The sequence below is a fragment of the Sphingomonas sp. Ant H11 genome, assembly GCF_000797515.1.
Lineage (GTDB): Bacteria > Pseudomonadota > Alphaproteobacteria > Sphingomonadales > Sphingomonadaceae > Sphingomonas.
On sequence record NZ_JSBN01000010.1, the window covers coordinates 54,406 to 77,073 of the forward strand.

Consider the following 22,668-nt stretch of genomic DNA (forward strand, 5'->3'; position numbering starts at 1 on the left):
CAATTCCCGACCTGTCATAAAAACGATACCGAATACTATCATATGCGCGTCGACACGAATCATTCGGGGCGCATAATGATCCATTCCATCGTTCATCGATCGACGCTGGTCGCCACCTTGCTGGCTGGCACAGCGATCGCCACTCCAGCGCAAGCGCAGCACAATGCGGTGGCCGATCAGGCCATGGCGGCGCAGCAGGAACCGGATAAGACGCAGGTCGCCGATGGTGACGATATCGTCGTGACCGGCCGCGCGGGCACGTCGCGCCAACGCAAGGTCGAGACGAGCTATGCGATCTCGACGATCTCGGACCAGGATCTGCGCATCCGCGCGCCGATCGGCGTGGCTGAGGCGCTCAAGCAGGTGCCGGGCTTCTACAGCGCACCGACCTCGGGTGAAGTCGCCGGCGGCGTGCGCGTGCGCGGCATCCCGAGCGACGGCTATCAGACCGTCGCCTTGCTCGAGGACGGCATCCCGATCCAGGGCGACCCGGGGCTCGGCTGGCTCAACGGCGACCAGTCTTTGCGCATCGACCAGAGCGTCGAGCGGATCGAAGTGGTGCGCGGCGGACCCTCGGCGATCTTCTATTCGAATGCGCCGGGCGCTGCGATCAACTTCATCACGCGCAAGGGCGGCGACACGCTCGAAGCACTCGCGCGCTACGAAGCGGCGAGCTACAATTCGCACCGGATCGACGGGTGGATCGGCGGGCCGATTGGCGCGACCGGGTGGCATTTTTTTCACCGGCGGCTATTACCGCGTGTCGGATGGTCCGCACAATTCGGGCTTCACGCAGGATCGTGGCGGCCAGATCCGCCTGAACCTGTCGAAGGAGTTCGAGCGCGGCGGGATCAGCTTCGGCGTAAAGCGGATCGACGAGCGCGTTGGCTATTGGGGCGGTGGCATTTATCAGGCCAATGCCGACGGGACGCCGGCCAATGTGGTTGGACTGGACAATAAGGTCGACAATGTCGTCGGTCCCGACACGCGCTATTTCACCTTTCTGACGCCGAACGGCACGGTCAAGTTCGACAATGGCGTCGGCAGCAGCGTCAAACTGACGCAGCTCAGCTTCCAGGCGCATTACGACATTACCGACAGCTTCAAGGTCGAGGAGAATGTCCGCTATCGCACGAGCTGGACGCAGCGGAACAGCATCACGCCCTATTCGGTCGCCGCGTCGGCGAGCGCGCTGCTGACCAGCACCTTCGGCAAACCCCCGACCGGGACGAGCTATGCCCTAATCTACCGCGACAGTGGTGCGGCCTTCAATCTCGCCAATCAGAACGGCAACGGCTTGGCGTTGATCGACCTTGCGCGCACGCACACCGTGCCGCTCGACGAATTCATCACCGACACCCGATTGGTCGGCAAGGTCGATTTTCTCGGCACGCACAACCTGGCGTTCGGCGTCTATTATGCGCGCGAGCAGGAAGATTATAACGCGCTCAGCGCCGCCGTGCTGACCGACGTCAAGCCGCATGCCGAAGTGCTCGACGCCTATCTCGTTGACGCGAAGGGCAACAAGCTGTTCAAGATCAGTGACAATGGCGTCATCCAATACGGTGCCGAATATGCCAATGCGAGCGGTAGTTCGGACAATATCGCAGCCTATGCCAGCGACGAGTGGCAGCTGACCCCCAAGTTCAGGCTCGAGGGCGGCGTGCGCTACGAGCAGATCAAAACGCGCGGGCAGGTCGAGGGCACCAAGAAGGTCAATCTCGGCCAGAGCCCGACCAGCGCCGACGATTCGGTCGCGTCGGCACCGGGGTGTTCACGCCCTTTTCGCGCAAATACGATCATGTCGGCTGGACCGCGGCCGCCAATTATCAGGTCCGTCCGTTTTTCGGCGTGTTCGCGCGCTATACCGACACCTTCCGGCTTCCTGCGGTGTCGAGCTTCATCACCAACGCCAATGCTGCGCCCGTCGTCCAGACGCTCAACATGCTCGAGGGCGGGGTCAAATATTCGCGCGGCAAGATCGATCTCTACGCAACGGCCTTCCGCACGGTATATAACAGCTACGCGATCAGCGATTATCAGAAGCTCGCCAATGGCCTGTTGTCGCCGGTCACGGTCTATGGCGACACCAAGACCACCGGCACCGAGATTGAGGGGACGTGGCGGCCGACGGACTGGTTCGATCTGCACGCTTCCTGGACCTGGCAGGACAATCGCTTCAGCAAGTTCGTCTATACCAACAGCGCGGGCGTGCTGACCGATTATTCGCACCACCGCGTCAACGGCGTGCCCGACAATACCTTCCGCATCACGCCGGGCCTGACGCTGTTCGACCGCAAGGTGCGGCTCCAGTCGGACGTCAATTATGTTGGTGCGCTCTATACCGACGTCGCCAACCAGATCCGGCTGCCATCCTATTGGTCGGTCGATTTCGACGCGCAATTCCAGATCACGCCAAAACTGCAATTCGGGCTGATCGTCGCGAACGTCACCAATGCCTTTGGCCTGGTCAACGGCAACCCGCGCGCGGGCACGATCGACAACAGCCAGGCCGGGCAGCCCGTCTACATCGGCAGTTCGCTCTATCAGCGCAACTACCGCGGCTCGCTCACCTACCGCTTCTGACGCGGGCGCGGCGTGAAGCCATCACGCCGCGCGCCGCTTTCTCTGTTCGAAAGGATCCTGCCGTGCGTGTTGGTCTTACTCTGCTGGCGCTCGTCCTGGCACAAACGCCGTTGCTTGCCGCTGCGGGCGATTCCCCGCGCATCCCGCCGGTCGCCAGCCTGACCGATGGCCAGTGGCTCAAGGGCGATCTCCATCTGCACTCGCGCCACAGCAAGGATTCGACCAACAATCCCGAAGCGAAGATCATCAAATTCGCCGAGGATACGGGCTTCGACTATCTCGCCATCACCGATCACGACAATCACGTCGCGGGTGATGTCGCGCACAACACCTGGAGCGATCCCGAATTCAAATCCAAGTCGGTGATCCTGCTCTACGGTGCCGAATGGACGACCGAGCGCGGCCACGGCAACGTGTTCTCGGCCAAGCCCTACGACCATCAGCGCCTGTTCGATGTGCGCGATGCGCGGGACGCGAACATCCTTGCGGTCAAGAAAGCGCTCGGCATTCACCTTTCGGGCAACCATCCCGCCGGCAAGGACCATTTCGGTTTCAGCTTCGACATGCTCGATTCGCTGGAAGTGTGGAACTCGGCGATCTGGCCCAACAATGCCGCTGCCATCATGATCTGGGACGACATGCTCAAATCGGGCCGCAAGCTCACCGGTCGCGGCGGCAGCGATTCGCATCACGGCACACCCGATACGCCCGAGCAGAAGACGTCCCACACCGGCGAACGCAGCGCCAACTATGTCGGCTCGCCAACCACCTGGGTGTTCGCCAAGACACGCGATGCCAGGGGCGTGGTCGACGCGCTGACCAATGGCCGCGTGTCGATCAGCGCCAATCCGTACGACCCGCGCGTAGAGCTACGCGCCGATCTCGACGGGGATGGGCGTATGGACATGATGATGGGCGACAATGCGCGCCCGACCGGAAAGCCGGTCACGTTTCAGGTGCGCCTTGTCGGAGGCGGCGTGCGCGGTGGGGTCTATCACGTCCGCGTGATCAAGAATGGCGATCCGCTCGGCACCTATGACACCGACCCCGCGAGCAACGCCGTAACCTTCGCCGACACGCCCGCCGCAAAGGGGCGCAGCTATTACCGCGTCGAGGTCGAAGGCCCGCAAACCCCCTATCCGCAAGTGCCGGTTTCGAGCCTGCTCAGCGGCAAGATGATCGCGCTGTCGAACCCGATCTATTTCAATTTCGATCCCCACTTCTGAAGCGCCAGTCGACGGCGCACGCACGACCTGAAAGATTGCGGCGAGCGAACCGCCCGCTTGCGCGGTTTGCAAGGCGGTCCGCTTTCACGGCTGCGGTTGGGGTGTCAGATGTGTCGCCACCCGCGGACCAACAGTGTCGCGGATGCGTATAAAGTCGCGCAGTTCCTCACCGGCCGCAGGTAACCGGTTCCGGTCGAGGAGGAGCGCTGTCGGCTCGAGATCCGCTACGCCACGTAAACGCTATCAAAGCCCGTTGCTCGCTGCCAAAGCGATGGTGAGGGCCTGCCTGAGCCGACCGGATAGGATGAGACAATGATGATTCGCGCAATCGTGGTGTTGACTGCGTTAGCCGCTTCCGTGCCGGTCATCGCGCAAGATCCTCCCGTCGAACAGTCCACCATACCGGCAAGCGTGCCGCTTTGGCCGACGGGCGCGCCGGGCGTCGGCGCGCGAAGCACGGAAGCGGAAATCGGTCGCGACTATTGGGTGCGCAACATCCACCGGCCATCGGTGATCGCCTATCCGGCCAACCGCGATCACAATAGCGGTGCCGCAGTGGTGATCTTTCCTGGCGGCGGGCACAAATTGCTTGTCTGGACCAATGAGGGGACCAAGGCCGCAGTGGCGCTCAACCGGATGGGGATATCGGCCTTCGTCGTTAAATATCGCCTCGCGAATGAGCCTGGCTCGCCTTATTCGGTGGAAGGCGATGCCGCCGATGACGCGCGACGTGCGGTGCGATGGGTTCGTGCCAATGCCGCGCGTATGGCATCGATCCTAAGCGGGTCGGCGTCATGGGCTTTTCGGCCGGCGGCGAGCTTGTCTCGCTGATCGCCGACAATCCCGAGCCTGCTGGTCGTCCGAAACGTGACGCGATCGATACCGAGCTGGCACGGCCGGACTTTCAAATCCTGGTTTTCCCGGGGCCGCGCGGAATCCCCGCCAAAGCGATCAAGCAAGCGCCGCCAGCGTTCATTGTTGCGGGATCCATTGACCCATGCTGTGCTGCACCCTCTGTGGCGCTGTATGAACAGTTGCGCACCAATGGCATGTCGGCGGAACTCCATATGTATGCCGAGAGCGGCCATGCCTTCAATCTGGACGAATCGAACCGCATCTCGATCCTGCATTGGCCGGACCGTCTGCACGACTGGTTGGCCGATGGCGGGTGGCTCGAGCCTCGCCACGCTCAGTAAGCGCAGCGGCGTCGATCGCGCGATCATGGGGCAGCGCCGCGATGAACGAGTGCGGCCTACAGCCGCACTGAATGTCTGGGGCTCCCAAGAAACATCCATCCCGCATCGGAGCGATTTGCGCCCTGTGTGCCAGCCTCAGGACGCTGCAGGGGCGCGGAAATATTGGAACATATGTGAGGCGTAATCGGCTTTCCCGAGATCAATGCCTTGAGCTCGAAGGATCGAATAGGCAGTCATCACGTGGAAATAGAATTGTGGCAGCGCCCAGTCGCGGGCGTATTGCTGCGCAGTGAGGTCCAAAATCATGCCGTTCGGCAGAGCATGGGCAATTGGGGTCGCAGGTTCAATTGCGATGCCCGCTGCCCCGGCGGACTCTACGATCGCCAGCGTTTCCGCGATCCGGGCTTGTGCGTCTGCCACGGTGCCCGGCCGCTCGTCGGCGTTGCGCCCTTCGTCCAGCAGGATCTGCAACGACGGCGGAAAGTCTCGTTGCAACAGCCGGAAGACTCCTTCCTGCGCTTGCCGACATGCGAAGCGCACCTGGGTCGCCAAAGGAAACATGTCCGGCGCGAGCCGCGCGCCCAACAAGGCGTCTGCGCCGCCGGTCGGTCGCTGGGCCTCAGCTTTGGCAAGCCACTTCGACAACGCGCCGAGCATCTGCACGTAAGTGGGTACGAGGAGGTCTGACAGCGTCATAAGAGATTGCTTTCATAGCGGATCAGGCGCGTGCAGCCCAAGCCGCTACGAGCATGAGCGTCAAGCGCACCGTCGAGCGATCTAGGCCGCGAGACCCGAATTGGCGACCCACTCCGCTGTCGTTTGCGCCGTCGCAAGCGGGAATGAACCGATGCCGAAAATTGGGGATCGCAAGCCGCCCCTTGGATGTCGCACCGTCGCATTGTCGGCGGTGTTTTGAACGGCATTGGTTTGTTTAACGCGGTCGTTTTGATAGTTTACGAATCACTTTTAAAGTTTCAAAAATAACAAGATAGCGACATGAATCGAGCGGAAGGGGGAGGTGGCTTACGCCCCCCGGCCTGCTTGGCGCGCGAATAGGGAACGGGCGGATGCGAAGGCTTTGGGTGGTCGCTGTGGCCTTCGCGGTGATTGGCTCGCCCTGCGCGTCCGCACAAACTCCGTTATGGGTTGCCGAAGAGCGTGGCGAGACCCCCGATCCCGCGATCCACTACGGCGAACTCGCCAATGGCCTGCGCTACGCGGTCATGCGCAGCGCCGAGCCCAAGGGGGTCGCTGTCGTCGAATATCATATTGCGGTCGGCACCGCGCAGCAGTCCGCCAACGAAAAGGAGTTTGCGCATCTCGTCGAGCATATGGCGTTCGGCGCGACCACGACGTTTCCCAAGGGCGATGCAATCGCGCAATTGCAATCGGCCGGTCTGCAATTGGGGGGTGATGTCAACGGCGCGACTTCTGCGCGCGGCACAGTGTACAGCCTTTCGATCCCGCAAGTGACGACCGAGAAGCTGGCGCTCGCGCTGCGATTCCTGCGCGGGTTTAGCGATGGCGCGCTGTTCGACGCCAACGAGGTTGAGCGGCAAAAGGGTGTGGTGGGGGCGGAGATTGCGGGCGGCGAGACGCAGGCAACACGCGCAGCCCGGGCGCTGCGGCAGCAATTCTATCCCGAACTGCCCTATTTGTGGGAAAAGCCTGCGCAACGGCTGGCCTCGCTTCATACCATTACGGCGGACCAGTTGCGCGCGTTTCATGACCGTTGGTATCGGCCCGACACCGCTTTTCTCGTCGTGGTGGGCGATGTCGACCCGAGCGAAACCGGCAAGGCACTTGAGGCTGCGTTTGCAAGCTGGAAACGGCCGTCCGCGCCGATTTCCGCGCTCAAGCCCGTGCTGTTTCAACCGCGCACCGCGTCCGCATCCGTCGTGCAAGAAGCCGGACTTACCGATTTGCTGACCCTTGGCGTGGCAAAGCCGCAGCCCAACGTCGTGCCGACGGCGGCGACGCGGCACGATGCGATCTTGGCGACGCTCGGCATGGCCATCGTGCGCGATCGGCTCGAGCGGCTGGTGTTGACCAGCCCGCAGGTTCCGATCGCCTCGGTTTCTTTCCAAACCTCGCGCTGGCCTGAGCTCGCCGAATTTTATTCCTTCTCCGCGAATTTCCGTACCGGCAAATGGCACGAGGCGCTGACGCTGCTCGAGCAGGAGACGCGCCGACCGCTGGTGACGGGATTCACCGTCCCGGAAGTCGATCGCGCCGTTACCAATACCTTGAAGGGCGCACGCAGTGCGTCGTTGCGCGCCGCCGCGCGGACCTCGTCCGAACTCGCCAACGGCATTGTGGCTGCCTATGCCGATCGCCAGGTCTTTGTGCTTCCGGAGCGGAACTTCCAGCGCATCTCGGAAGTGCTCAACGCTGCGTCCCCGGCGGACATCGCGGCGGCCTATAATGCGGTGTGGCGGGAAACGCCGCCGGCGATCGCGGTTGCCGGCTCGGAGGCATTGCCCGCATCCTCGGCGCTTGTGCGAGATGCTTACGCCCTGGCGCATCGCGGTCCGCTGCCGACGCGCGATCTCACCCTCGCCGTCGCCAAGCAATTGCCCGTTCCCGGGCCTGCGGGCACCGTCGTCGAGCGGCATCATGTCGATGACCTGGGTGTCGAACAGATACGATTTGCGAACGGCGTCCGGCTCAACATCAAACATACCGATTTCCGCGCCAATGAGGTGTTGACCACGATGCGGTTGGGCGGCGGGTTGCTGGCCATGCCACATGGCGAACGCCCGGTCGCGCCGCCGCTGTCGATGCTGTACCTCGGCGGCGTCGCCGGGCTGAGCGCCGAGCAATTGCTCGCGGGTTTGCGGGCGACACAAGTGTCGGTCGATTCGGTCGCGCTCGGAACGAATGTCGTCCAGTTCAAGGGGCAGAATAACCCGGCATCGTTGTCCGATCAGCTTCGGCTTTGGGCGGATCTTGTCGGCAAGCCCGATTTTGATCCGCATGCCGACGCCTTGGTGCAAGCACGGGTAGAGGCGGCGCTGCAAAAGGCGGACGCGACGGCGATGGCGGCTTTTGCACGGCACTGGCCGGTGTTCAGCAACGGCGATCTGCGGTTCGCGCCGCTCGATCTGGCCGACGTCGCCGGATTGAGTTTCTCGCAGAGCCGGCAGCGTTTCGCACCGATCCTTGCCGATGCCCCGATCGAGGTCACGATCGTCGGCGATATCGATGTCGATAAAGCGATTGCGGCGACTGCGGAAACGCTCGGCGCACTCCCCCCGCGCCGCGCCCAGCCGCTGCACGACGCCGGGCCCGATCCGAAGTTCCCGACGGGCGGCGAGCCGATCGTGTGGTCCCATCACGGCGATGCCGGGCGTGCGCTGGTGGTGTCGGCTTGGCGGGCGCACGACGGCTTCGACCCCAATGACGGTATTTCCCAGGCTGTTCTCGACGAGATCCTGCGGACCCGGCTTTTCAACGATCTGCGCCAGACGTCGGGTGCGACCTATTCTCCCGCGCCTTTTATATGCGGCATCGACCAGTGTGCGCGGCTTTGGCTATATCGGTGCGATCGTCGAAGTCGCCACCGGCGACGTTCCGCTTGCCGAACGGACGCTTCGCACGATTGCGAGTTCACTCGGCGAATTGGGGCCGACTGCGGAGGAACTGGCGCGCGTGACGGCACCGATGAAAGCGCGCGCCGCGCTTGATATGCGGACCAACGCCTGGTGGCTCAATGCGCTCGACTGGGCGCAGACGCAGCCCGACGCGTTGCGCGCGCGCGTGGCTATCAAAGCGCGCTGGCCGCGCTGTCGCTCGACCAATTGAAAGCCCGCGCCGCCGAAGTCTTTGGCACAGCACCGGTTACGATCCGCGTTTTGCCAAGCCCCGCCGCGAAACCCTGAGCCGCGCCAGCCGCTTGCTACGGCGCGATCCGGCGTGGGCGGGAGACTCTACCGCACTACCGGCAGCACGATCTTCGATCCGGCGCACACCTGCTGCGTGGCCTTGACGAAATCGGCAGGCGTGGCGCGGGCGATGTTGGGGACGAAGCTTTGCGGGTTGCGGTCGATTACCGGGAACCAGCTCGACTGCACTTGCACCATGATGCGGTGGCCCTTCAGGAAGACATGGTCGTGTTCGCGCAAGGGCACGTCCCAGTGCGTGACCTTGTTCGGCACCAGCGCTTGCGGCGTGGTGTCGCTGGCGAGGAAGCGGCCGCGGCGGACGTCCATCGCGATCGGCAATTGGTAGCCGTTCAGCGACTTGGCATAATCGCCGGGCTTGGGATGTTCGGGGGCCTTGACCGCATCTTCGGGATAGACGTCGATCAGCTTGACGACGAAATCGCTGTCGGTGCCGCTGGTGGCGGCGGCGAGCTCGGCGAGCACGCTGCCCGTCACCGTCAGATCGGCATCAAGCGGCGCGCTGGTGTAGCTCAGCACATCGGGGCGGCCCTGTAGGAAGCGTTGGTCGGCGGCTTCCCACCACGACCAATCGGGCGAGAGATAGGTGCCCGACATCGGGCGCGGGCGGAAGGGGACGGGGTTGGCCGGATCCGACACATAGTCGCGGCAGCCTTCGCTGGCGGCGGGTGCGGTGAAGGAGAGCGAGCCATCGGCGTGGAGATAGAGGTCGGTCGCTTTTGCGCCGGGCACGGGCCAGCCGGGATAGCTTTTCCACGTCCAGCTCCCGCTCTGGAAGCTCTTCACCCCCGAGGTCGGGCGCGGGCCGGTGCCGTGCAACCAATAGGCGAAGAACGGCGCCTGGATCTGTTCCTGGAATTGTGGGCCGCTCGGCACGCCGTACGGGATTGGTCCCAGCGCGGCGGTCGGGCCTTGCCACCAGCCATGCGCCCATGGCCCCGCCACCATCGTCGCCAGATGATCGGGGTCGTTCTGCGCTTGCTTGAAATAGATCTGCCAGGAGCCCCACGGGTCTTCCTGATCCCAATAGCCCGCGACGTTGAGCGTCGGCACCGTCGTCTTGCCGAGTTTGTCGCTCCAGCGCTGATCGGTGTAGAAGCGATCGTGATTGGGATGGTCGAGCAGGGCAGTGAACATCGGCACCTGGCCCTTGAACACTTGCCGGTCGATTTCCGCGACCGGGCCTTTGCTCAGGAACCAGTCATAGGTGTCGTAGCGGTCATACTGAAAGTCGGTGTCCTTGGTCTTGTCGAGCTGGAGCATCGACAGCCAGTCGGTCGCGTAGCTGAGGCGCAGCGCGCCATTGCGGTGGAGATCGTCGGACTTCCAATAATCGATCCAGGCGGCTTGCGGGCTGACCGCCTTCAGCGCGGGGTGCGGGCCGATCAGCGCGACGGCGGCAGCGAAGCCGGGGTAGGACACGCCCCACATGCCGACCTTGCCGGTGTTGCCCTGCACATGCTTCACCAGCCAGTCGATGCTGTCATAGGCATCGGTCGATTCATCGGTGACCTTGGGTTGGCCGGGATGGACCGCAGTCGACAGCGTGAACACGCCGTCCGATTTGAAGCGACCGCGCATCGACTGGTAGACGTAGATATAGCCGTCTTTGTCGAGCGAGACCTGGTTGCCGGGGACCTTGGCCGGGGGCGCATCGGGCACGCCATAGGGGGTGCGCTGGAACAGGATCGGCAGCGGGCCGGTCTTGCCGCGTGGCCGCAGGATGACGGTTTGTAGCCGCGCGCCATCGCGCATCGGGACCATCACTTCTTCATAGCTGTAGGGGGATTGCGCTTGCGCTGCGGGAGCCGGGGCGGCTTGCGGGCGAGCGACGAGCGCGACCGGGAGCAGCGCGGCACTGGCCGCGAGAAGGATTTTCAGTGTTCGCATAACGCCCCCAAACTCCACACCCGTCACCCCGGCCTTGTGCCGGGGTCCACGGTGCCGCGAATCTTTACGTTCGGAATGTGCGGCACGGTGGATGCCGGGACAAGCCCGGCATGACGGATTTCGGGTAGGCCGTTTCGCCTCAGATGCGGTGTTCGCCCTTGACCCAGCGCACCGTGCCCGAGCTGGCGCGCATCACCACGCTTTCGGTGGTCATCACATGGCCCTTGCGCTTGACGCCTGCGAGCAGCGACCCATCGGTGACGCCGGTTGCCGCGAAGATGCAATCGCCGCGCGCGAGCTCGGTCAGATCATATTGCTTGTCGAGTTCGGTCACGCCCCATTTGGCGGCGCGGGCGCGCTCATCATCGTTGCGGAACAGCAGTCGGCCCTTGAACTGCCCGCCGACGCAGCGCAGCGCCGCTGCCGCCAGCACGCCCTCGGGCGCGCCACCCGCACCCATATAGATGTCGATGGTGGTGTCGGGGTTGGTGGTCGCGATCACGCCCGCGACGTCGCCATCGCCGATCAGCATGATGCCGCAGCCGACTTCGCGCAGTTCGGCGATCAGTTTCTGGTGGCGCGGGCGATCGAGCACGCAGGCGATGATCTCGCGCGGTTCCACCCCCTTGGCAGCGGCGAGCGCGCGGACATTCTCCGTCGGCGATTTGTCGAGATCGATAATGCCCTCGGGATAGCCCGGGCCGCAGGCGATCTTGTCCATGTACACGTCGGGGGCGTTGAGTAGCCCGCCTTCCTCGGCGATGGCGAGCACGGCGAGGCTGTTTGGGCCGGCGGTGGCGCAGATCGTGGTGCCCTCCAGCGGATCGAGTGCGATGTCGATCTTGGGGCCCTTGCCGATCGCCGAGCCGACTTTCTCGCCGATGAACAGCATCGGCGCTTCGTCGCGCTCGCCCTCGCCGATCACCACGGTGCCGTCCATATAGAGGTTGTTGAGCGCGGCGCGCATTGCCTCGACCGCCGCTGCGTCCGCAGCCTTTTCATCCCCGCGCCCGGTCAGCTTCGACGCGGCAATCGCCGCCGCTTCGGTGACGCGCACCATTTCCAGCACGAGGACTCGGTCGAGCGTTTTTGGAGCGGGTGGTGTTCATCAGGAATCCTCTTATCGTTTGCGTGTCGGTTAGCAGAGCCTTTGCGTGTGTCGAGCCAGATTTCCCCTCCCCCTGGCGGGGGGGTAGGGGAGGGGATGTGATAGCGGCGTTGCGCTCGCGGCAGACTGCCCTCCCCCAGCCCCTCCCGCAGCGGGAGGGGAGGAAATTAGTCTCGCAGCAATTCGTTGATGCTGGTCTTGCTGCGCGTTTGCGCGTCGACGCGCTTGACGATGACCGCGCAATAGAGCGCGGGCTTGCCGTCGCCGCCGCCCATGCTGCCGGGCACGACCACGGCATAAGGCGGCACTTCGCCGCGATACACGTCGCCGGTCGCGCGGTCGACGATCTTGGTCGAGGCACCGAGATAGACGCCCATCGACAGCACCGCGCCTTCGCCGACGCGCACGCCCTCGGCCACTTCGCTGCGCGCGCCGATGAACGCGCCGTCGCCGATGATCACCGGGTCGGCCTGGAGCGGTTCGAGCACGCCGCCAATCCCCGCGCCGCCCGAGATGTGCACGTTCTTGCCGATCTGGGCGCAGGAACCGACCGTCGCCCAGGTGTCGACCATCGTGCCTTCGCCGACATAGGCACCGATATTGACGAAGCTCGGCATCAGGATCGCGCCCTTGCCGATGAAGCTGCCGCGCCGCGCGACCGCACCCGGTACGACACGGAAGCCGCCCGCGCGGAACTCGGCCTCGCCCCAGCCGGCGAATTTGGAGGGCACCTTGTCGAACGCGGGCGCGCCGCCAGCGCCGCCCTCGACCAGGCTGTTATCGTTGAGGCGGAAGGAGAGCAGCACCGCCTTTTTGAGCCACTGATTGACTGTCCAGCCGTCGCCCTCGGGTTCGGCGACGCGCACCGCGCCCGCACCCAATTGGTCGAGCACGCTGTCAACTGCGTCGCGCACCGCGCCCGTGGTGCCAAACCCGATCGTGTCGCGCGCGTCCCATGCGGCTTCGATCGTGTGCTGCAGATCGCTCATGCTTCCCCCATATGCTCGTGAAGCCACGCCGTCACATCGGCGCAGGTAAAATCGATATAGCTGCGGTCCTCGTCCGGCCCCTGTTCGGAGCCATTGTCGACCCACACCGTCGTCATGCCGATCGCCTTGGCGGGCGCGAGGTTGCGGGCCATGTCCTCGAAGAAGATCGCCTGCTCGGGTACGATGTCGAACGCCGCGCACAGCCCGGCATAGGCCGAGGCTTGCGGCTTGGGCAGCAAGTCCATCGCATGAATGTCGTGGATCGCCTCGAAGCTTTCGCCGAGACCCAACCGCCCGAGCACGCGCGTGGCATAGGGCGTGTCGGCATTGGTGAAGACGATCTTGCGCCCCGGCAGCCGCGCGATGGCGGCGGCGAGCGGGGCATTTTCTTCGAGCACGTCCATTTCGATATCGTGGACGAAATCGAGGAACGCGTGCGGATCGACATCATGCTCGGCCATCAGCCCGGCGAGCGTGGTGCCGTGGCCGTGGAAATAGCCCTTCTGAATGCGGCGGGCCTCGACCAGATCGACCTCGAACTTGGCGGCGATATAGGCACCCATCTTGGCGTCGATCTTGTCGAACAGCCGCGCGCTCGCGGGATAGAGCGTGTTATCCAGATCGAAGATCCAGGTGCGGATATGGGCGAGGCGCGGGTCCATGTCGCGCAGGCTCTAAGCGGGGTGGGCGAGGGGGGCAAGGCGTGGAGTGCGGAAAGCCCCTCACCTTCAGGGGAGGGGTTGGGGTGGGGCCGTCCAGCAAACGCTGCGCCCAGACCATAGCGTCGAAGCGGGCATCAAGCCCGCTCCGCCGCCGCTACCCCACCCCCAAACCCCTCCCCTGAAGGGGAGGGGCTTTGAAACACCCGCTGGCCTCCCCACATCCCTCTTATGACCCAATATTCCCTGCTCGATCTCGTCCCCGTCATCGAAGGCGGCAGCGTTGCGCAAGCCTTGGCCAATGCCGCCGACCTTGCCGCGCATGTCGAGCGGCTCGGTTTCACACGCTATTGGACCGCCGAACATCACGGCATGACCGGCATTGCCAGCGCGGCGACATCGGTGGTGCTGGCGCATATCGGCAACGCTACGTCCTCCATCCGCATCGGTGCGGGCGGGATCATGCTGCCCAACCATGCGCCGCTCGCCATTGCCGAACAGTTCGGCACGCTCGACGCGCTGTTTCCGGGGCGGATCGACCTGGGGCTCGGCCGGGCTCCGGGATCGGACCAGATCGTCGCGCGCGCGATGCGCCGCAACCTCGACAGCGACGCCAATGCCTTTCCGCAGGATGTGATGGAGCTGCAAAGCTATTTCGCCGATGACGGCCAGACCGGCATTCGCGCGACACCGGGGGCGGGGGCGGATGTGTCCTTGTGGATCCTGGGATCGAGCACGTTCGGTGCGCAACTCGCCGCGATGCTGGGCTTGCCGTATGCTTTCGCGTCGCACTTCGCGCCCGATGCGCTGATGGCGGCGATCGATATTTATCGCCGCACCTTCCGGCCGTCCGCGGCGCTCGCCAAGCCCTATGTGATGGCGGGCTTCAACGTGTTCGCCGCCGACAGCGATGACGAGGCGGAATTGCTGGCGAGTTCGCAGCAACAGGCGTTCGTCGCCTTGCGCACCGGCAACCCGCGGCAATTGCCGCCGCCGGTCGCGGGCTATCGCGCGAGCCTGGGGCCGCAGGGCGCGGCGATCCTCGATCATGTCTTGTCCTGCTCGGCGGTGGGCGGCCCGGCCAAGGTCGCGCGCGAGATCGCCGCGTTTGTCGAGCGCACCGGGTGGTGGACGAACTGATGATCGCGAGCTCGATCTACGATCACGCCGCGCGCAAACGCAGCATGGAGATTACGGCGCAGGCGATGCGCGAACTGGCGCTGGCGGCTTAGGCTCAGGATTCTGCTACAATCGACGCCGATCCTGAATCGGGCGGAGGAAATCGCGTGGCATCTGCCGACCACCGAAGTGCGCGGCGTTTGCTGGGGCACTTTCTGCCGGTCAGGAAAGCCGTTTTACCTCTGCCAAGACCCACTCCAGAACGACCGGGCTTCGCGTGTCTACCTCAATGACCGGACCTATTCTCATCGGGCGATCATATTCGGCGAGCATTTCAGCGGGCAGCTCTTTCAGAGGGTGAGCGGCATGATGACCGTTGGCGGCGGCCCGTTCACGAAATCGCTTCGCTGTTTCGGCGGGGCCGCAATCGCAATGAACTTCTATGATGGAGGCTTGCAGGCTGGCCAGCCGTTCCCGCTCATAGTCGCTATAGGGTCGGAAATTCGCTTCCAAGACCGCTTGCGGCGCGTTGCTCGCCAACTGCCAGATGAGTTCCATCGAGGCACTGCCGATCCGGCGGGAGGCGGCGATGTCGCCACTGCCGTCACCAAGCACGTCGGTCAGCGTCTCTTTGATGAAATCCTTGGAAAAGAGCGGGAAGCCGAGCCGCTGAGCCAGCGGCACGGCGAGTGTCGTCTTACCTGCCCCCGGGGCACCGGAAACAATCACGATTTTGCGCTGAACGTGTGACATACGGTTGCATATCAAACCCCGAGACTGGCCACCATCGGGGCGTGTCGAACGGAAACCTACGTCCATCGTAGCACAAAAGTCGTGACCGAGCGTGTGCCTGACACCTCCGTCCGCGCGGCTGGCCAACCCACCCCCAGCCCCTCCCTTTCAGGGAGGGGAGGCGTTTGGCACGGCTGGCTGCAATCCTTGCCGATCCTGAACCTGGCCGGGGAAATCGCGCGGGTTGTTGGGGAAAGCGAGTATGTCCGCCTTGCCGGCGAAAACATGCGTCGCTTTCAGACCGGAATGGTTTCGACTGCCATGTGACGGAACATGTGGCGCACGTCCGAAGGTAAGCCATCTTCGGTCACCAGCGTCGTGATTTCCGCTAGTGGAAGGATCTGGTACGGGGACCCCGCTCCCAGCTTCTCGCGGGAGGCAAGAACCACCGTCTCGGCAGACTGGCGCGCGATCAAACGCTTGATCCCCGCTTCCTCCGCGTCGCCCGTCGTTGCACCGAGATCGGGGTGCAACCCGGTCACCCCCATGAAATAGGTATCGACGCGAATGCGGGAGATCGCCTCGGCACTCGCCGCACCGGTTGCGACGATCGAGTGCTTGAAGAGACGGCCACCAATAATCTGCACATCGACAAGCGGGTGCCGCACCAATTCGACCGCGATGCTCGGGCTATGGGTCACGATGGTCGCCCGAAGATCGTGGGGCAATGCCCGCGCCAGTTGTACATTCGTCGTCCCGCCATCCAAAAAGACAATCTGCCCTGGTTGAATTTGGCGGGCCGCGTGCCGCCCCAGCGCCACCTTGGCGGGAGAGCCAAGCTCCTCGCGCGCTGCGAAGTCCGCCACCGCCGGCGAGGCTGGCAGCGCACCGCCATGGACGCGTTGCAACAGGCCTTCGCCCGCAAGTTCGCGCAGATCGCGCCGGATCGTGTCCTCCGACACGCCGATCTCCTTGCTGAACGTCTTGGCGATCAACCGTCCATCCCGGCGGAGGATCTTCTGGATCAGGGCCTTGCGTTCCGTGGTCAGCATTCTTGTCTCGTTTGCACGATAATCATTGACTCTGCACGATATTGCACGGAAAATGGCGGCCGTCCAGCGGGTGGATGGAACCCGCTGCCTTCAAGCATCAAGGAGCAGCTATGAGCATCGCCGATCGTGTGCGGGTAGACGAGGTCACCGTCCTGTCGGACAATTGGTACGTTCTCAAAAAGACCGTGTTCGACTTTCAGCGACAGGATGGCAGTTGGCAGCGGCAGTCGCGCGAAACCTACGATCGCGGGAATGGCGCAGCTATCCTCCTATACGATCCCGAACGTCGCACGGTCATTCTTACCCGCCAGTTCCGCTACCCCGCCTTCGTCAACGGGCATGACGATCTGCTGATCGAGGTTCCTGCCGGCCTGCTGGACGACGCGGAACCCGAAGTCCGTATCCGCGCGGAGACGGCGGAGGAGACCGGCTTTCGCGTCGGGGAGGTCCGCCAGGTCTTCGATGCCTTTATGAGCCCCGGTTCGGTGACCGAGCGGTTGCACTTCTTTGTCGGCCGGTATCGACCGGAAGATCGGGTCGCGAAGGGCGGCGGGAATGCGGAGGAAGGCGAGGACATCGCTGTCTTCGAGATCGCAATAGACACGGCACTGTCGATGATCGGGTCTGGCGAAATTCGCGATGGGAAGACCATCATGCTCTTGCAATACGCAGCCCTGCATCTGTTCGCGTCGTAGCGCAGGGCAGCTCGAACGGCCAGTTTCAGGATCGTGCTCGGACACGCTGAAGGGCTGGGATTGGGGCGGCTCCCAGACAAGCGCCGCCCCTCAATCGCGGCCGGGAGCCTCAGTCGCACCAGCAGCCCGCCCAGATCCTCGCTCTCTTCCAGCGAGACCGTGCCCTCGTAAATCTCCGCTACGTCGCGGACGATCGCCATGCCGAGGCCGGTGCCGGGCTTGCCGGAATCGAGCCGCACGCCGCGATCGAAGATGCGGATGCGTTGTTCCTCGGGGATGCCGACGCCGTCATCCTCGATCAGGAATTCGACGAAGCCCGAATGCTTGGACACGGTGACGAACACGCTGCCGCCGCCATATTTTGCGGCATTTTCGATCAGATTGCCGAGCATTTCGTCGAGATCCTGCCGCTCGACATGGACTTGCAGATCCTTGGGGCCGTCGGTGTCGATGCGGACGTGGCGATAGAGTATGCCGACCGCGCGCTCGACCGATTCGAGGCTGGGCCACACGTCCGCCCGGCTATGCGCCGAGCCGCGCCTGCCGACCGCGCGGGCGCGGGCGAGGTGGTGGTCGACCTGGCGGCGCATCGTGCGCGCCTCGCGCACCACGGTTTCGCCGAGATCATCGGCCTGGGCGGTGGCGGCGTTCATGATGACGGTGAGCGGCGTCTTCAGCGCGTGCGCCAGATTGCCGGCATGGCGGCGCGCTTCCTCGGCCTGGCGTTCGTTATGCGCGATCAGGCCGTTCAATTCCTCGACCATCGGCGCGACCTCGATCGGCATCGGCCGTTCGATCTGGCGCGATTTGCCCGCGCGCATCCGGGCGATTTCCTCGCGCACCTTGCGCAGCGGCCACAGCCCGTAAAAGGTCTGCAGCGCCGCCATCACGATCAGGCCGAAGCCGAGCAGCGCGAAGCTGCGCACCAGCGTCTTGCGCAACACTTTGATCTGCGCGTCGAGCCCCTCGCGATTTTGCGCAACCTGGAAACGCCAGCGCACCTTGGAGCCGGGCAGCGTCGCGTCGCGTTCGACGATGCGCAGCCGCTCGGGATTGTCGGTGCGGGGATCGACGAACTGGTCGCTGTCATAGGCATGGATGCCAAGATCATTATGCGCGCTGCCATAAGCAAGTCGGCGGTCCCATAAGGAGCGCGACGGATAGGGCTCCTGTCCCGGCGCACTGATCTGGTAATACAGCCCCGAATTGGGTTCGAGGAAGCGCTGGTCGGCAAGCTCGCGATTGTTGAACACTTCGCCTTGCGGCCCGATTTCCGCTGAGACGATCAGCGCGGTCAGTACATATTCGAGCTGGTCGTCGAAATTCTGGGTGATCGCGGTGGTCAGCACGCGGTCCAGCGCGAAGCCGCCGCCGGTCAACAGCAGCAGAATCCACCCCCGCCGCGATCAGGATCATGCGGCGGCTGAGCGATCCCGTCGTGCGCGTCGCGATCGTCGCGCGCGGCTCGGTGTCGAGCGGTGGCAAGGGTGGGGACACGTGCTCGTGCGCCACCGCGCCTTCGCTCGCCGGGACGACGACGAAATCCGTGCCCGGCGCGTCAGCCATTATGCATCCGGATCTTCAAGGCTGTAGCCAAGCCCGCGAATGGTGGTGATCACGTCCTGGCCGAGCTTTTTACGAATGCGGGTGACGAACACTTCGATCGTGTTCGAATCGCGGTCGAAATCCTGGTCGTAAATATGTTCAATCAGCTCGGTGCGGCTGACCACCTTGCCCTTGTGGTGGAGCAGATAGCTGAGCAATTTATATTCCTGCGCGGTCATCTTGACCGGTTCGCCGGCCAGCGTGACCTTGCCGCTGCGCGTGTCGAGCCGCACGTCGCCGGCGGTTAGTTCCGACGAGGCATTGCCCGAGGCGCGGCGGATGAGCGCGCGCAGGCGGGCGATCAATTCCTCCGACTGGAACGGCTTGGCGACATAATCATCGGCCCCGGCATCGAGCCCGGCGACCTTGTCGGACCAGCTGTCGCGGGCGGTCAGCACCAGCACGGGGGCGGTGCGGCCTTCCTTGCGCCAGCGGTCGAGCACGGTGAGGCCGTCGATTTCGGGGAGGCCGAGATCGAGGATGATCGCGTCGTAATTCTCGGTCGAGCCCATGAAATGGCCTTCCTCGCCATCGGTGGCGAGGTCGATCGCATAACCTGCCCCCTCCAGCGTGGCCTTCAATTGCTGGCCGAGATTGGGTTCATCCTCGACGATCAGAACACGCATGAAAGTTCCCCTTAGGACGGCGCTGGCCGCGCTTAGTTGCTGGTGCGGCCGAGGATCTGGCCGGAACGCCCGTCCACCTCGACCCAGATGACGGTTCCATCGCGCAGGAACTTCAGCGTGTAAATCCCGCGATCGGGCTCGAAGTCGAAGCCGAGATACTGGCTGCCGCGCATCGATGGCAACACGCGGCCCTCGATTTCCTTGAGTGGGAGGATGCGGCCTTCCTGCGCGCGCGCCACGCTTCGCGCTGATCGGCGCGCTGGAGTTGCACGCCGTCGGTCGGCAGCGGTGCCGTTGCGGTGGCCAGTCCAAACAGGATGGGTACGAGCATCGTCATGGGATTGGCATAGGCAGTCAGCGTTGAACAGCCTGTGAATGAGCGGGGACGGGGGTTGGAGGCGCGACGGACCCGCGCAAGACCGGTTATCAATCCTTCTCCCTGTGGGAGAAGGTGGCGCGAAGCGCCGGATGAGGGTGATCCGGGCGCGGCGGCATAGCGGATCACCCTCACCCTCCCACCGCTTCGCGGCGTGCCCCTCCCTCTCCCGATGGGAGCCGGGAGCAGGACATGCGTCGCGGTAAAGTCGGCGATGTGCGGAAAGCCTCGATTTAGCTGCGCTACATCGTTAGGGCGCACACGCTATGGCTGCACCAATTCTTGCATATGAAAATCTCGGCGTCATTCAAGGCTCGGGCTGGTTGTTTCGCGGGCTCGACATTCATGTCGGGCCGCGTGATCGGCTGGCGCTGATCGGGCGCAATGGCGCGGGCAAGACGACCTTGCTCAAATTGCTCGGCGGCAAGATCGATTCGGACGAGGGCCGCCGCACGATCGTGCCCGGCACGCGCGTGATCCAGCTGGAGCAGGAACCGGCGATGACCGGTTTCGCGACGCTGGCCGATTATGTGCTGGCGGGCGAGGATGCGCCGCAGCGGCATGAGGCTGAGGCGATTGCCGACCAACTCGGCATCGACCTGACGCGTGAAGCGGCCAAGGCCTCGGGCGGTGAGCGCCGCCGCGCCGCGATCGTGCGCGCGTTTGCGCAGAATCCCGACGTGCTGCTGCTCGATGAGCCGACCAACCACCTCGACATCGGCGCGATCGAATGGATCGAGGAATGGCTCCAGCGTTTCCGGGGTGCCTTTGTCGTCATCAGCCATGACCGCACCTTCCTGACCAAGCTGACCAAGCAGACCTTGTGGATGGACCGGGGCAATTTGCGGCGCGCCGAAATCGGCTTTGGCGGGTTCGATGCTTGGACCGAGCAAGTCTATGCAGATGAGCAACGCAATGCCGAAAAGCTCGACGCCAAGCTGAAGCTGGAAGAGCATTGGCTGCTGCGCGGCGTCACCGGGCGGCGCAAGCGCAACCAGGGCCGCCTGACCAAGCTGGTCGAAATGCGCGCCGAACGCGCGGCGATGGTCGGGCCGCAGGGGGCGGCCAACCTCACCATCGGCAGCGACGATGCGCGCTCCAAGGTGGTGATCGACGCCAAGCATATCTCCAAGGCGTTTTGGCGACCGCACCATCATCCGCGATTTGTCGCTGCGCGTGACGCGCAAGGACCGCATCGGCATCGTCGGCGCGAACGGCGCGGGCAAATCGACCCTGCTCAAGCTGCTCACCGGCGAGTTGGAGCCCGATAGCGGCACGATCCGCTTCGCCAAGACGATCGAGAAGATCGTGATCGATCAGCAGCGCAGCAAGATGGCCCCCGACAAGACAATCCGCGACGTGCTCGCCGATGGCGGCGACTGGATCGAGGTGCAGGGCATTCGCAAACATGTCGTCGGCTATTTGAAGGAATTCCTGTTCGAGCCGGGCGTGCTGGATGCCAAGATCGGCACGCTGTCGGGCGGTGAGCGCTCGCGCCTGTTGCTGGCGCGCGAATTCGCCAAGCCGTCCAATTTGCTGGTGCTGGACGAGCCGACCAACGATCTCGACCTCGAAACGCTCGATCTGTTACAGGATGTGATCGGCGACTATGATGGCACGGTGCTGATCGTCAGCCACGACCGCGACTTTCTCGATCGCACGGTGACGATCACGCTCGGGCTCGACGGGTCGGGTACGGTCGATGTCGTGGCGGGCGGCTATGAGGATTGGGAGCGCCGTCGCAAGGCCGCCGCGCCGACCAAGCGCGGCGCGATCGCCAGGAATGCAACCTCGGCTGCCCCGCCGCCGCCGCCGGGCACCAAGGTCAAGCTGACGTACAAGGACCAGCGCGATTACGAGCTGCTGCCCAAGCGGATCGAGGCGCTTGATGCCGCGATCGCGCGTGACCAGGCGTTGCTGGAAGACCCCGATCTCTACACGCGCGACCCGGCGTTGTTCGAGCGGCTGATGGAAGCGATCGGCCAGGCGCAGGAAGACAAGAACGCCGCCGAACTGCGCTGGTTGGAACTGGCCGAGATGGTGGAGAGCCTCGCCTAAATCCTCCCCGGAACGGGCAGGATCGTTAGGTTAGCGACCGCCCGTTTCGCCCCGCCAGATCGACGATGTAATGCCACGCCACGCGGCCTGAACGCGCGCCGCGGCGGGTTGCCCAGCCAACCGCGTCTGCCGGATCGAACGGCAAACCATAGGCGTGCGCATAACCGGCGACGATCGCGAGATAGCCGTCCTGATCGACGACATGGAAGCCTAGACTGAGGCCAAAGCGATCGGCGAGCGCCAGCGCATCGTCGGCGGCGTCGCGCGGGTTCACGGCGGTCGGCTGGTCGATCATCTCGCGCGGCACCAGATGGCGGCGGTTGGAAGTGACGACAAGGCGGGCATTGGCCGGTCGCGCCTCCGCCCCGCCATCGAGCATCGAGCGCAGCGCGCGCCCATCGGCGGCGGCATCGAAGCCGAGATCGTCGAGGAACAGCAGGAATGCGCGCGGCAAGTCGGCGATCTGTGCGAACAAGCTGGGCAGGGTGTCGAGCTGCGAGGTCACGACTTCGATCAGCGCGAGCGCGCCGCCTTCGTGCTGCACCGCGCCGGTTACGGCTTTGACCAGCGCCGATTTGCCGGTCCCGCGCGCGCCCATAGCAGCACGTCATGTGCGGCTGCTCCGTCCGCCAGATGGCGGGCATTGGCGTGCATCGCCGCCTTTTGCGCGTCGATTCCGTGCAGGCGGTCGAGCGGCAAGGGCCGAAAATCGCGCACCGGCTCCAGCACCGTGCCGCGCCAGACATAGGCCGGGTGCGCCAGCGGATCGGCGCTTGAGGGTGGTGGCGGGGCCAGCCGTTCGAGCGCGGCGGCGATGCGGGCGAGGGGATCGGTCATGTGGCCGCATGT

The 22,668-nt window shown here is 64.2% G+C and carries 16 protein-coding genes and 5 pseudogenes; 10 read left to right on the plus strand and 11 right to left on the minus strand.

The window, feature by feature from the left end:
• Nucleotides 1-75: 75 nt before the first annotated feature.
• From NW75_RS22660 to NW75_RS25775, 6 genes and pseudogenes are all read left to right on the plus strand, one after another.
• Nucleotides 76-960, plus strand: a complete 885-nt coding sequence (locus NW75_RS22660; RefSeq protein WP_197057699.1) for a TonB-dependent receptor plug domain-containing protein — start codon at nt 76-78, stop codon at nt 958-960.
• Nucleotides 941-1,633 (plus strand): annotated as a pseudogene (locus NW75_RS28065) (hypothetical protein); the annotation flags it as partial. The gene NW75_RS22660 and the pseudogene NW75_RS28065, both read left to right, overlap by 20 nt.
• Complete coding sequence (locus NW75_RS27205) at nt 1,627-2,586, plus strand: TonB-dependent receptor domain-containing protein (RefSeq protein WP_269430262.1); 960 nt, start codon at nt 1,627-1,629, stop codon at nt 2,584-2,586. The pseudogene NW75_RS28065 and the gene NW75_RS27205, both read left to right, overlap by 7 nt.
• A 62-nt stretch (nt 2,587-2,648) precedes the next feature.
• Nucleotides 2,649-3,812 (plus strand): CehA/McbA family metallohydrolase, encoded by a 1,164-nt coding sequence (locus NW75_RS03045; RefSeq protein ID WP_033963676.1) that lies wholly within the window; start codon nt 2,649-2,651, stop codon nt 3,810-3,812.
• Between the two features lie 312 nt (nt 3,813-4,124).
• Nucleotides 4,125-4,643 carry an alpha/beta hydrolase gene (locus NW75_RS25770; RefSeq protein WP_231564913.1) on the plus strand — a complete coding sequence of 173 codons (519 nt, stop codon included), beginning with the start codon at nt 4,125-4,127 and terminating at the stop codon, nt 4,641-4,643.
• Complete coding sequence (locus NW75_RS25775) at nt 4,607-5,008, plus strand: alpha/beta hydrolase (protein WP_231564914.1); 402 nt, start codon at nt 4,607-4,609, stop codon at nt 5,006-5,008. Before NW75_RS25770 ends, NW75_RS25775 begins: the two co-directional genes overlap by 37 nt.
• Nucleotides 5,009-5,143: 135 nt before the next feature.
• Here the strand turns inward: NW75_RS25775 and NW75_RS03055 are convergent, their stop codons facing one another.
• Nucleotides 5,144-5,704 (minus strand): DUF1993 domain-containing protein, encoded by a 561-nt coding sequence (locus tag NW75_RS03055; RefSeq protein WP_033963677.1) that lies wholly within the window; start codon nt 5,702-5,704, stop codon nt 5,144-5,146.
• 386 nt (nt 5,705-6,090) lie between these two features.
• Here NW75_RS03055 and NW75_RS03060 point away from each other — a divergent pair, with 386 nt between their 5' ends.
• Nucleotides 6,091-8,694, plus strand: coding sequence for a M16 family metallopeptidase (locus NW75_RS03060; protein WP_033963681.1), 2,604 nt, complete (start codon nt 6,091-6,093; stop codon nt 8,692-8,694).
• A 243-nt stretch (nt 8,695-8,937) separates the two neighbouring features.
• Here the strand turns inward: NW75_RS03060 and NW75_RS03065 are convergent, their stop codons facing one another.
• From NW75_RS03065 to NW75_RS03080, 4 genes are all read right to left on the minus strand, one after another.
• Complete coding sequence (locus NW75_RS03065) at nt 8,938-10,800, minus strand: CocE/NonD family hydrolase (RefSeq protein ID WP_033963685.1); 1,863 nt, start codon at nt 10,798-10,800, stop codon at nt 8,938-8,940.
• Between the two features lie 139 nt (nt 10,801-10,939).
• Nucleotides 10,940-11,860: a class II fructose-bisphosphatase gene (gene glpX, locus NW75_RS03070; protein WP_052192103.1), complete on the minus strand. Its 921-nt coding sequence runs from the start codon at nt 11,858-11,860 to the stop codon at nt 10,940-10,942.
• Nucleotides 11,861-12,075: 215 nt separating this feature from the next.
• Complete coding sequence (gene dapD, locus NW75_RS03075) at nt 12,076-12,897, minus strand: 2,3,4,5-tetrahydropyridine-2,6-dicarboxylate N-succinyltransferase (RefSeq protein WP_033963686.1); 822 nt, start codon at nt 12,895-12,897, stop codon at nt 12,076-12,078.
• Entirely contained in the window at nt 12,894-13,559 is a 666-nt protein-coding gene (locus NW75_RS03080; protein WP_033963687.1) for a pyrimidine 5'-nucleotidase, read from the minus strand. Before NW75_RS03080 ends, dapD begins: the two co-directional genes overlap by 4 nt.
• 228 nt (nt 13,560-13,787) lie before the next feature.
• Between NW75_RS03080 and NW75_RS03085 the strand changes: the two are divergent.
• A pseudogene (locus NW75_RS03085) lies at nt 13,788-14,788 on the plus strand (LLM class flavin-dependent oxidoreductase).
• A gap of 109 nt (nt 14,789-14,897) precedes the next feature.
• On the opposite strand, the gene NW75_RS03090 reads toward NW75_RS03085, so the two are convergent.
• Entirely contained in the window at nt 14,898-15,428 is a 531-nt protein-coding gene (locus NW75_RS03090; RefSeq protein WP_033963689.1) for an AAA family ATPase, read from the minus strand.
• 275 nt (nt 15,429-15,703) lie between these two features.
• Nucleotides 15,704-16,459, minus strand: a complete 756-nt coding sequence (locus tag NW75_RS03095) for a DeoR/GlpR family DNA-binding transcription regulator (protein ID WP_052192105.1) — start codon at nt 16,457-16,459, stop codon at nt 15,704-15,706.
• Nucleotides 16,460-16,569: 110 nt separating this feature from the next.
• Between NW75_RS03095 and NW75_RS28070 the strand changes: the two genes are divergently transcribed.
• Nucleotides 16,570-17,154 carry an NUDIX domain-containing protein gene (locus tag NW75_RS28070; RefSeq protein ID WP_081988605.1) on the plus strand — a complete coding sequence of 195 codons (585 nt, stop codon included), beginning with the start codon at nt 16,570-16,572 and terminating at the stop codon, nt 17,152-17,154.
• A gap of 95 nt (nt 17,155-17,249) precedes the next feature.
• Here NW75_RS28070 and NW75_RS03100 read toward each other — a convergent pair.
• The 3 genes and pseudogenes from NW75_RS03100 to NW75_RS03110 all read right to left on the minus strand — a co-directional run.
• Nucleotides 17,250-18,570 (minus strand): annotated as a pseudogene (locus NW75_RS03100) (sensor histidine kinase); the annotation flags it as partial.
• Nucleotides 18,571-18,719: 149 nt separating this feature from the next.
• Nucleotides 18,720-19,385: a response regulator transcription factor gene (locus NW75_RS03105; RefSeq protein WP_010404476.1), complete on the minus strand. Its 666-nt coding sequence runs from the start codon at nt 19,383-19,385 to the stop codon at nt 18,720-18,722.
• Nucleotides 19,386-19,417: 32 nt separating this feature from the next.
• Nucleotides 19,418-19,624: a hypothetical protein gene (locus tag NW75_RS03110; RefSeq protein WP_331385964.1), complete on the minus strand. Its 207-nt coding sequence runs from the start codon at nt 19,622-19,624 to the stop codon at nt 19,418-19,420.
• Nucleotides 19,625-20,027: 403 nt separating this feature from the next.
• Between NW75_RS03110 and NW75_RS03115 the strand changes: the two are divergent.
• Nucleotides 20,028-21,819: pseudogene (locus NW75_RS03115) on the plus strand (ABC-F family ATP-binding cassette domain-containing protein).
• Between the two features lie 25 nt (nt 21,820-21,844).
• Here the strand turns inward: NW75_RS03115 and NW75_RS03120 are convergent.
• Nucleotides 21,845-22,656, minus strand: a pseudogene (locus NW75_RS03120) (DUF815 domain-containing protein).
• Between the last annotated feature and the right edge of the window lie 12 nt (nt 22,657-22,668).

What these genes read in the sequence shown, in the direction of transcription:
- NW75_RS22660 (WP_197057699.1), top strand. Translation starts at nt 76, where the DNA reads ATGATCCATTCCATCGTTCATCGATCGACGCTGGTCGCCACCTTGCTG.
- NW75_RS25770 (WP_231564913.1), top strand. Translation starts at nt 4,125, where the DNA reads ATGATGATTCGCGCAATCGTGGTGTTGACTGCGTTAGCCGCTTCCGTG.
- NW75_RS25775 (WP_231564914.1), top strand. Translation starts at nt 4,607, where the DNA reads ATGGGCTTTTCGGCCGGCGGCGAGCTTGTCTCGCTGATCGCCGACAAT.
- NW75_RS03055 (WP_033963677.1), bottom strand. Translation starts at nt 5,704, where the DNA reads ATGACGCTGTCAGACCTCCTCGTACCCACTTACGTGCAGATGCTCGGC.
- NW75_RS03065 (WP_033963685.1), bottom strand. Translation starts at nt 10,800, where the DNA reads ATGCGAACACTGAAAATCCTTCTCGCGGCCAGTGCCGCGCTGCTCCCG.
- glpX (WP_052192103.1), bottom strand. Translation starts at nt 11,860, where the DNA reads ATGGTGCGCGTCACCGAAGCGGCGGCGATTGCCGCGTCGAAGCTGACC.
- dapD (WP_033963686.1), bottom strand. Translation starts at nt 12,897, where the DNA reads ATGAGCGATCTGCAGCACACGATCGAAGCCGCATGGGACGCGCGCGAC.
- NW75_RS03080 (WP_033963687.1), bottom strand. Translation starts at nt 13,559, where the DNA reads ATGGACCCGCGCCTCGCCCATATCCGCACCTGGATCTTCGATCTGGAT.
- NW75_RS03090 (WP_033963689.1), bottom strand. Translation starts at nt 15,428, where the DNA reads ATGTCACACGTTCAGCGCAAAATCGTGATTGTTTCCGGTGCCCCGGGG.
- NW75_RS03095 (WP_052192105.1), bottom strand. Translation starts at nt 16,459, where the DNA reads ATGCTGACCACGGAACGCAAGGCCCTGATCCAGAAGATCCTCCGCCGG.
- NW75_RS28070 (WP_081988605.1), top strand. Translation starts at nt 16,570, where the DNA reads ATGAGCATCGCCGATCGTGTGCGGGTAGACGAGGTCACCGTCCTGTCG.
- NW75_RS03105 (WP_010404476.1), bottom strand. Translation starts at nt 19,385, where the DNA reads ATGCGTGTTCTGATCGTCGAGGATGAACCCAATCTCGGCCAGCAATTG.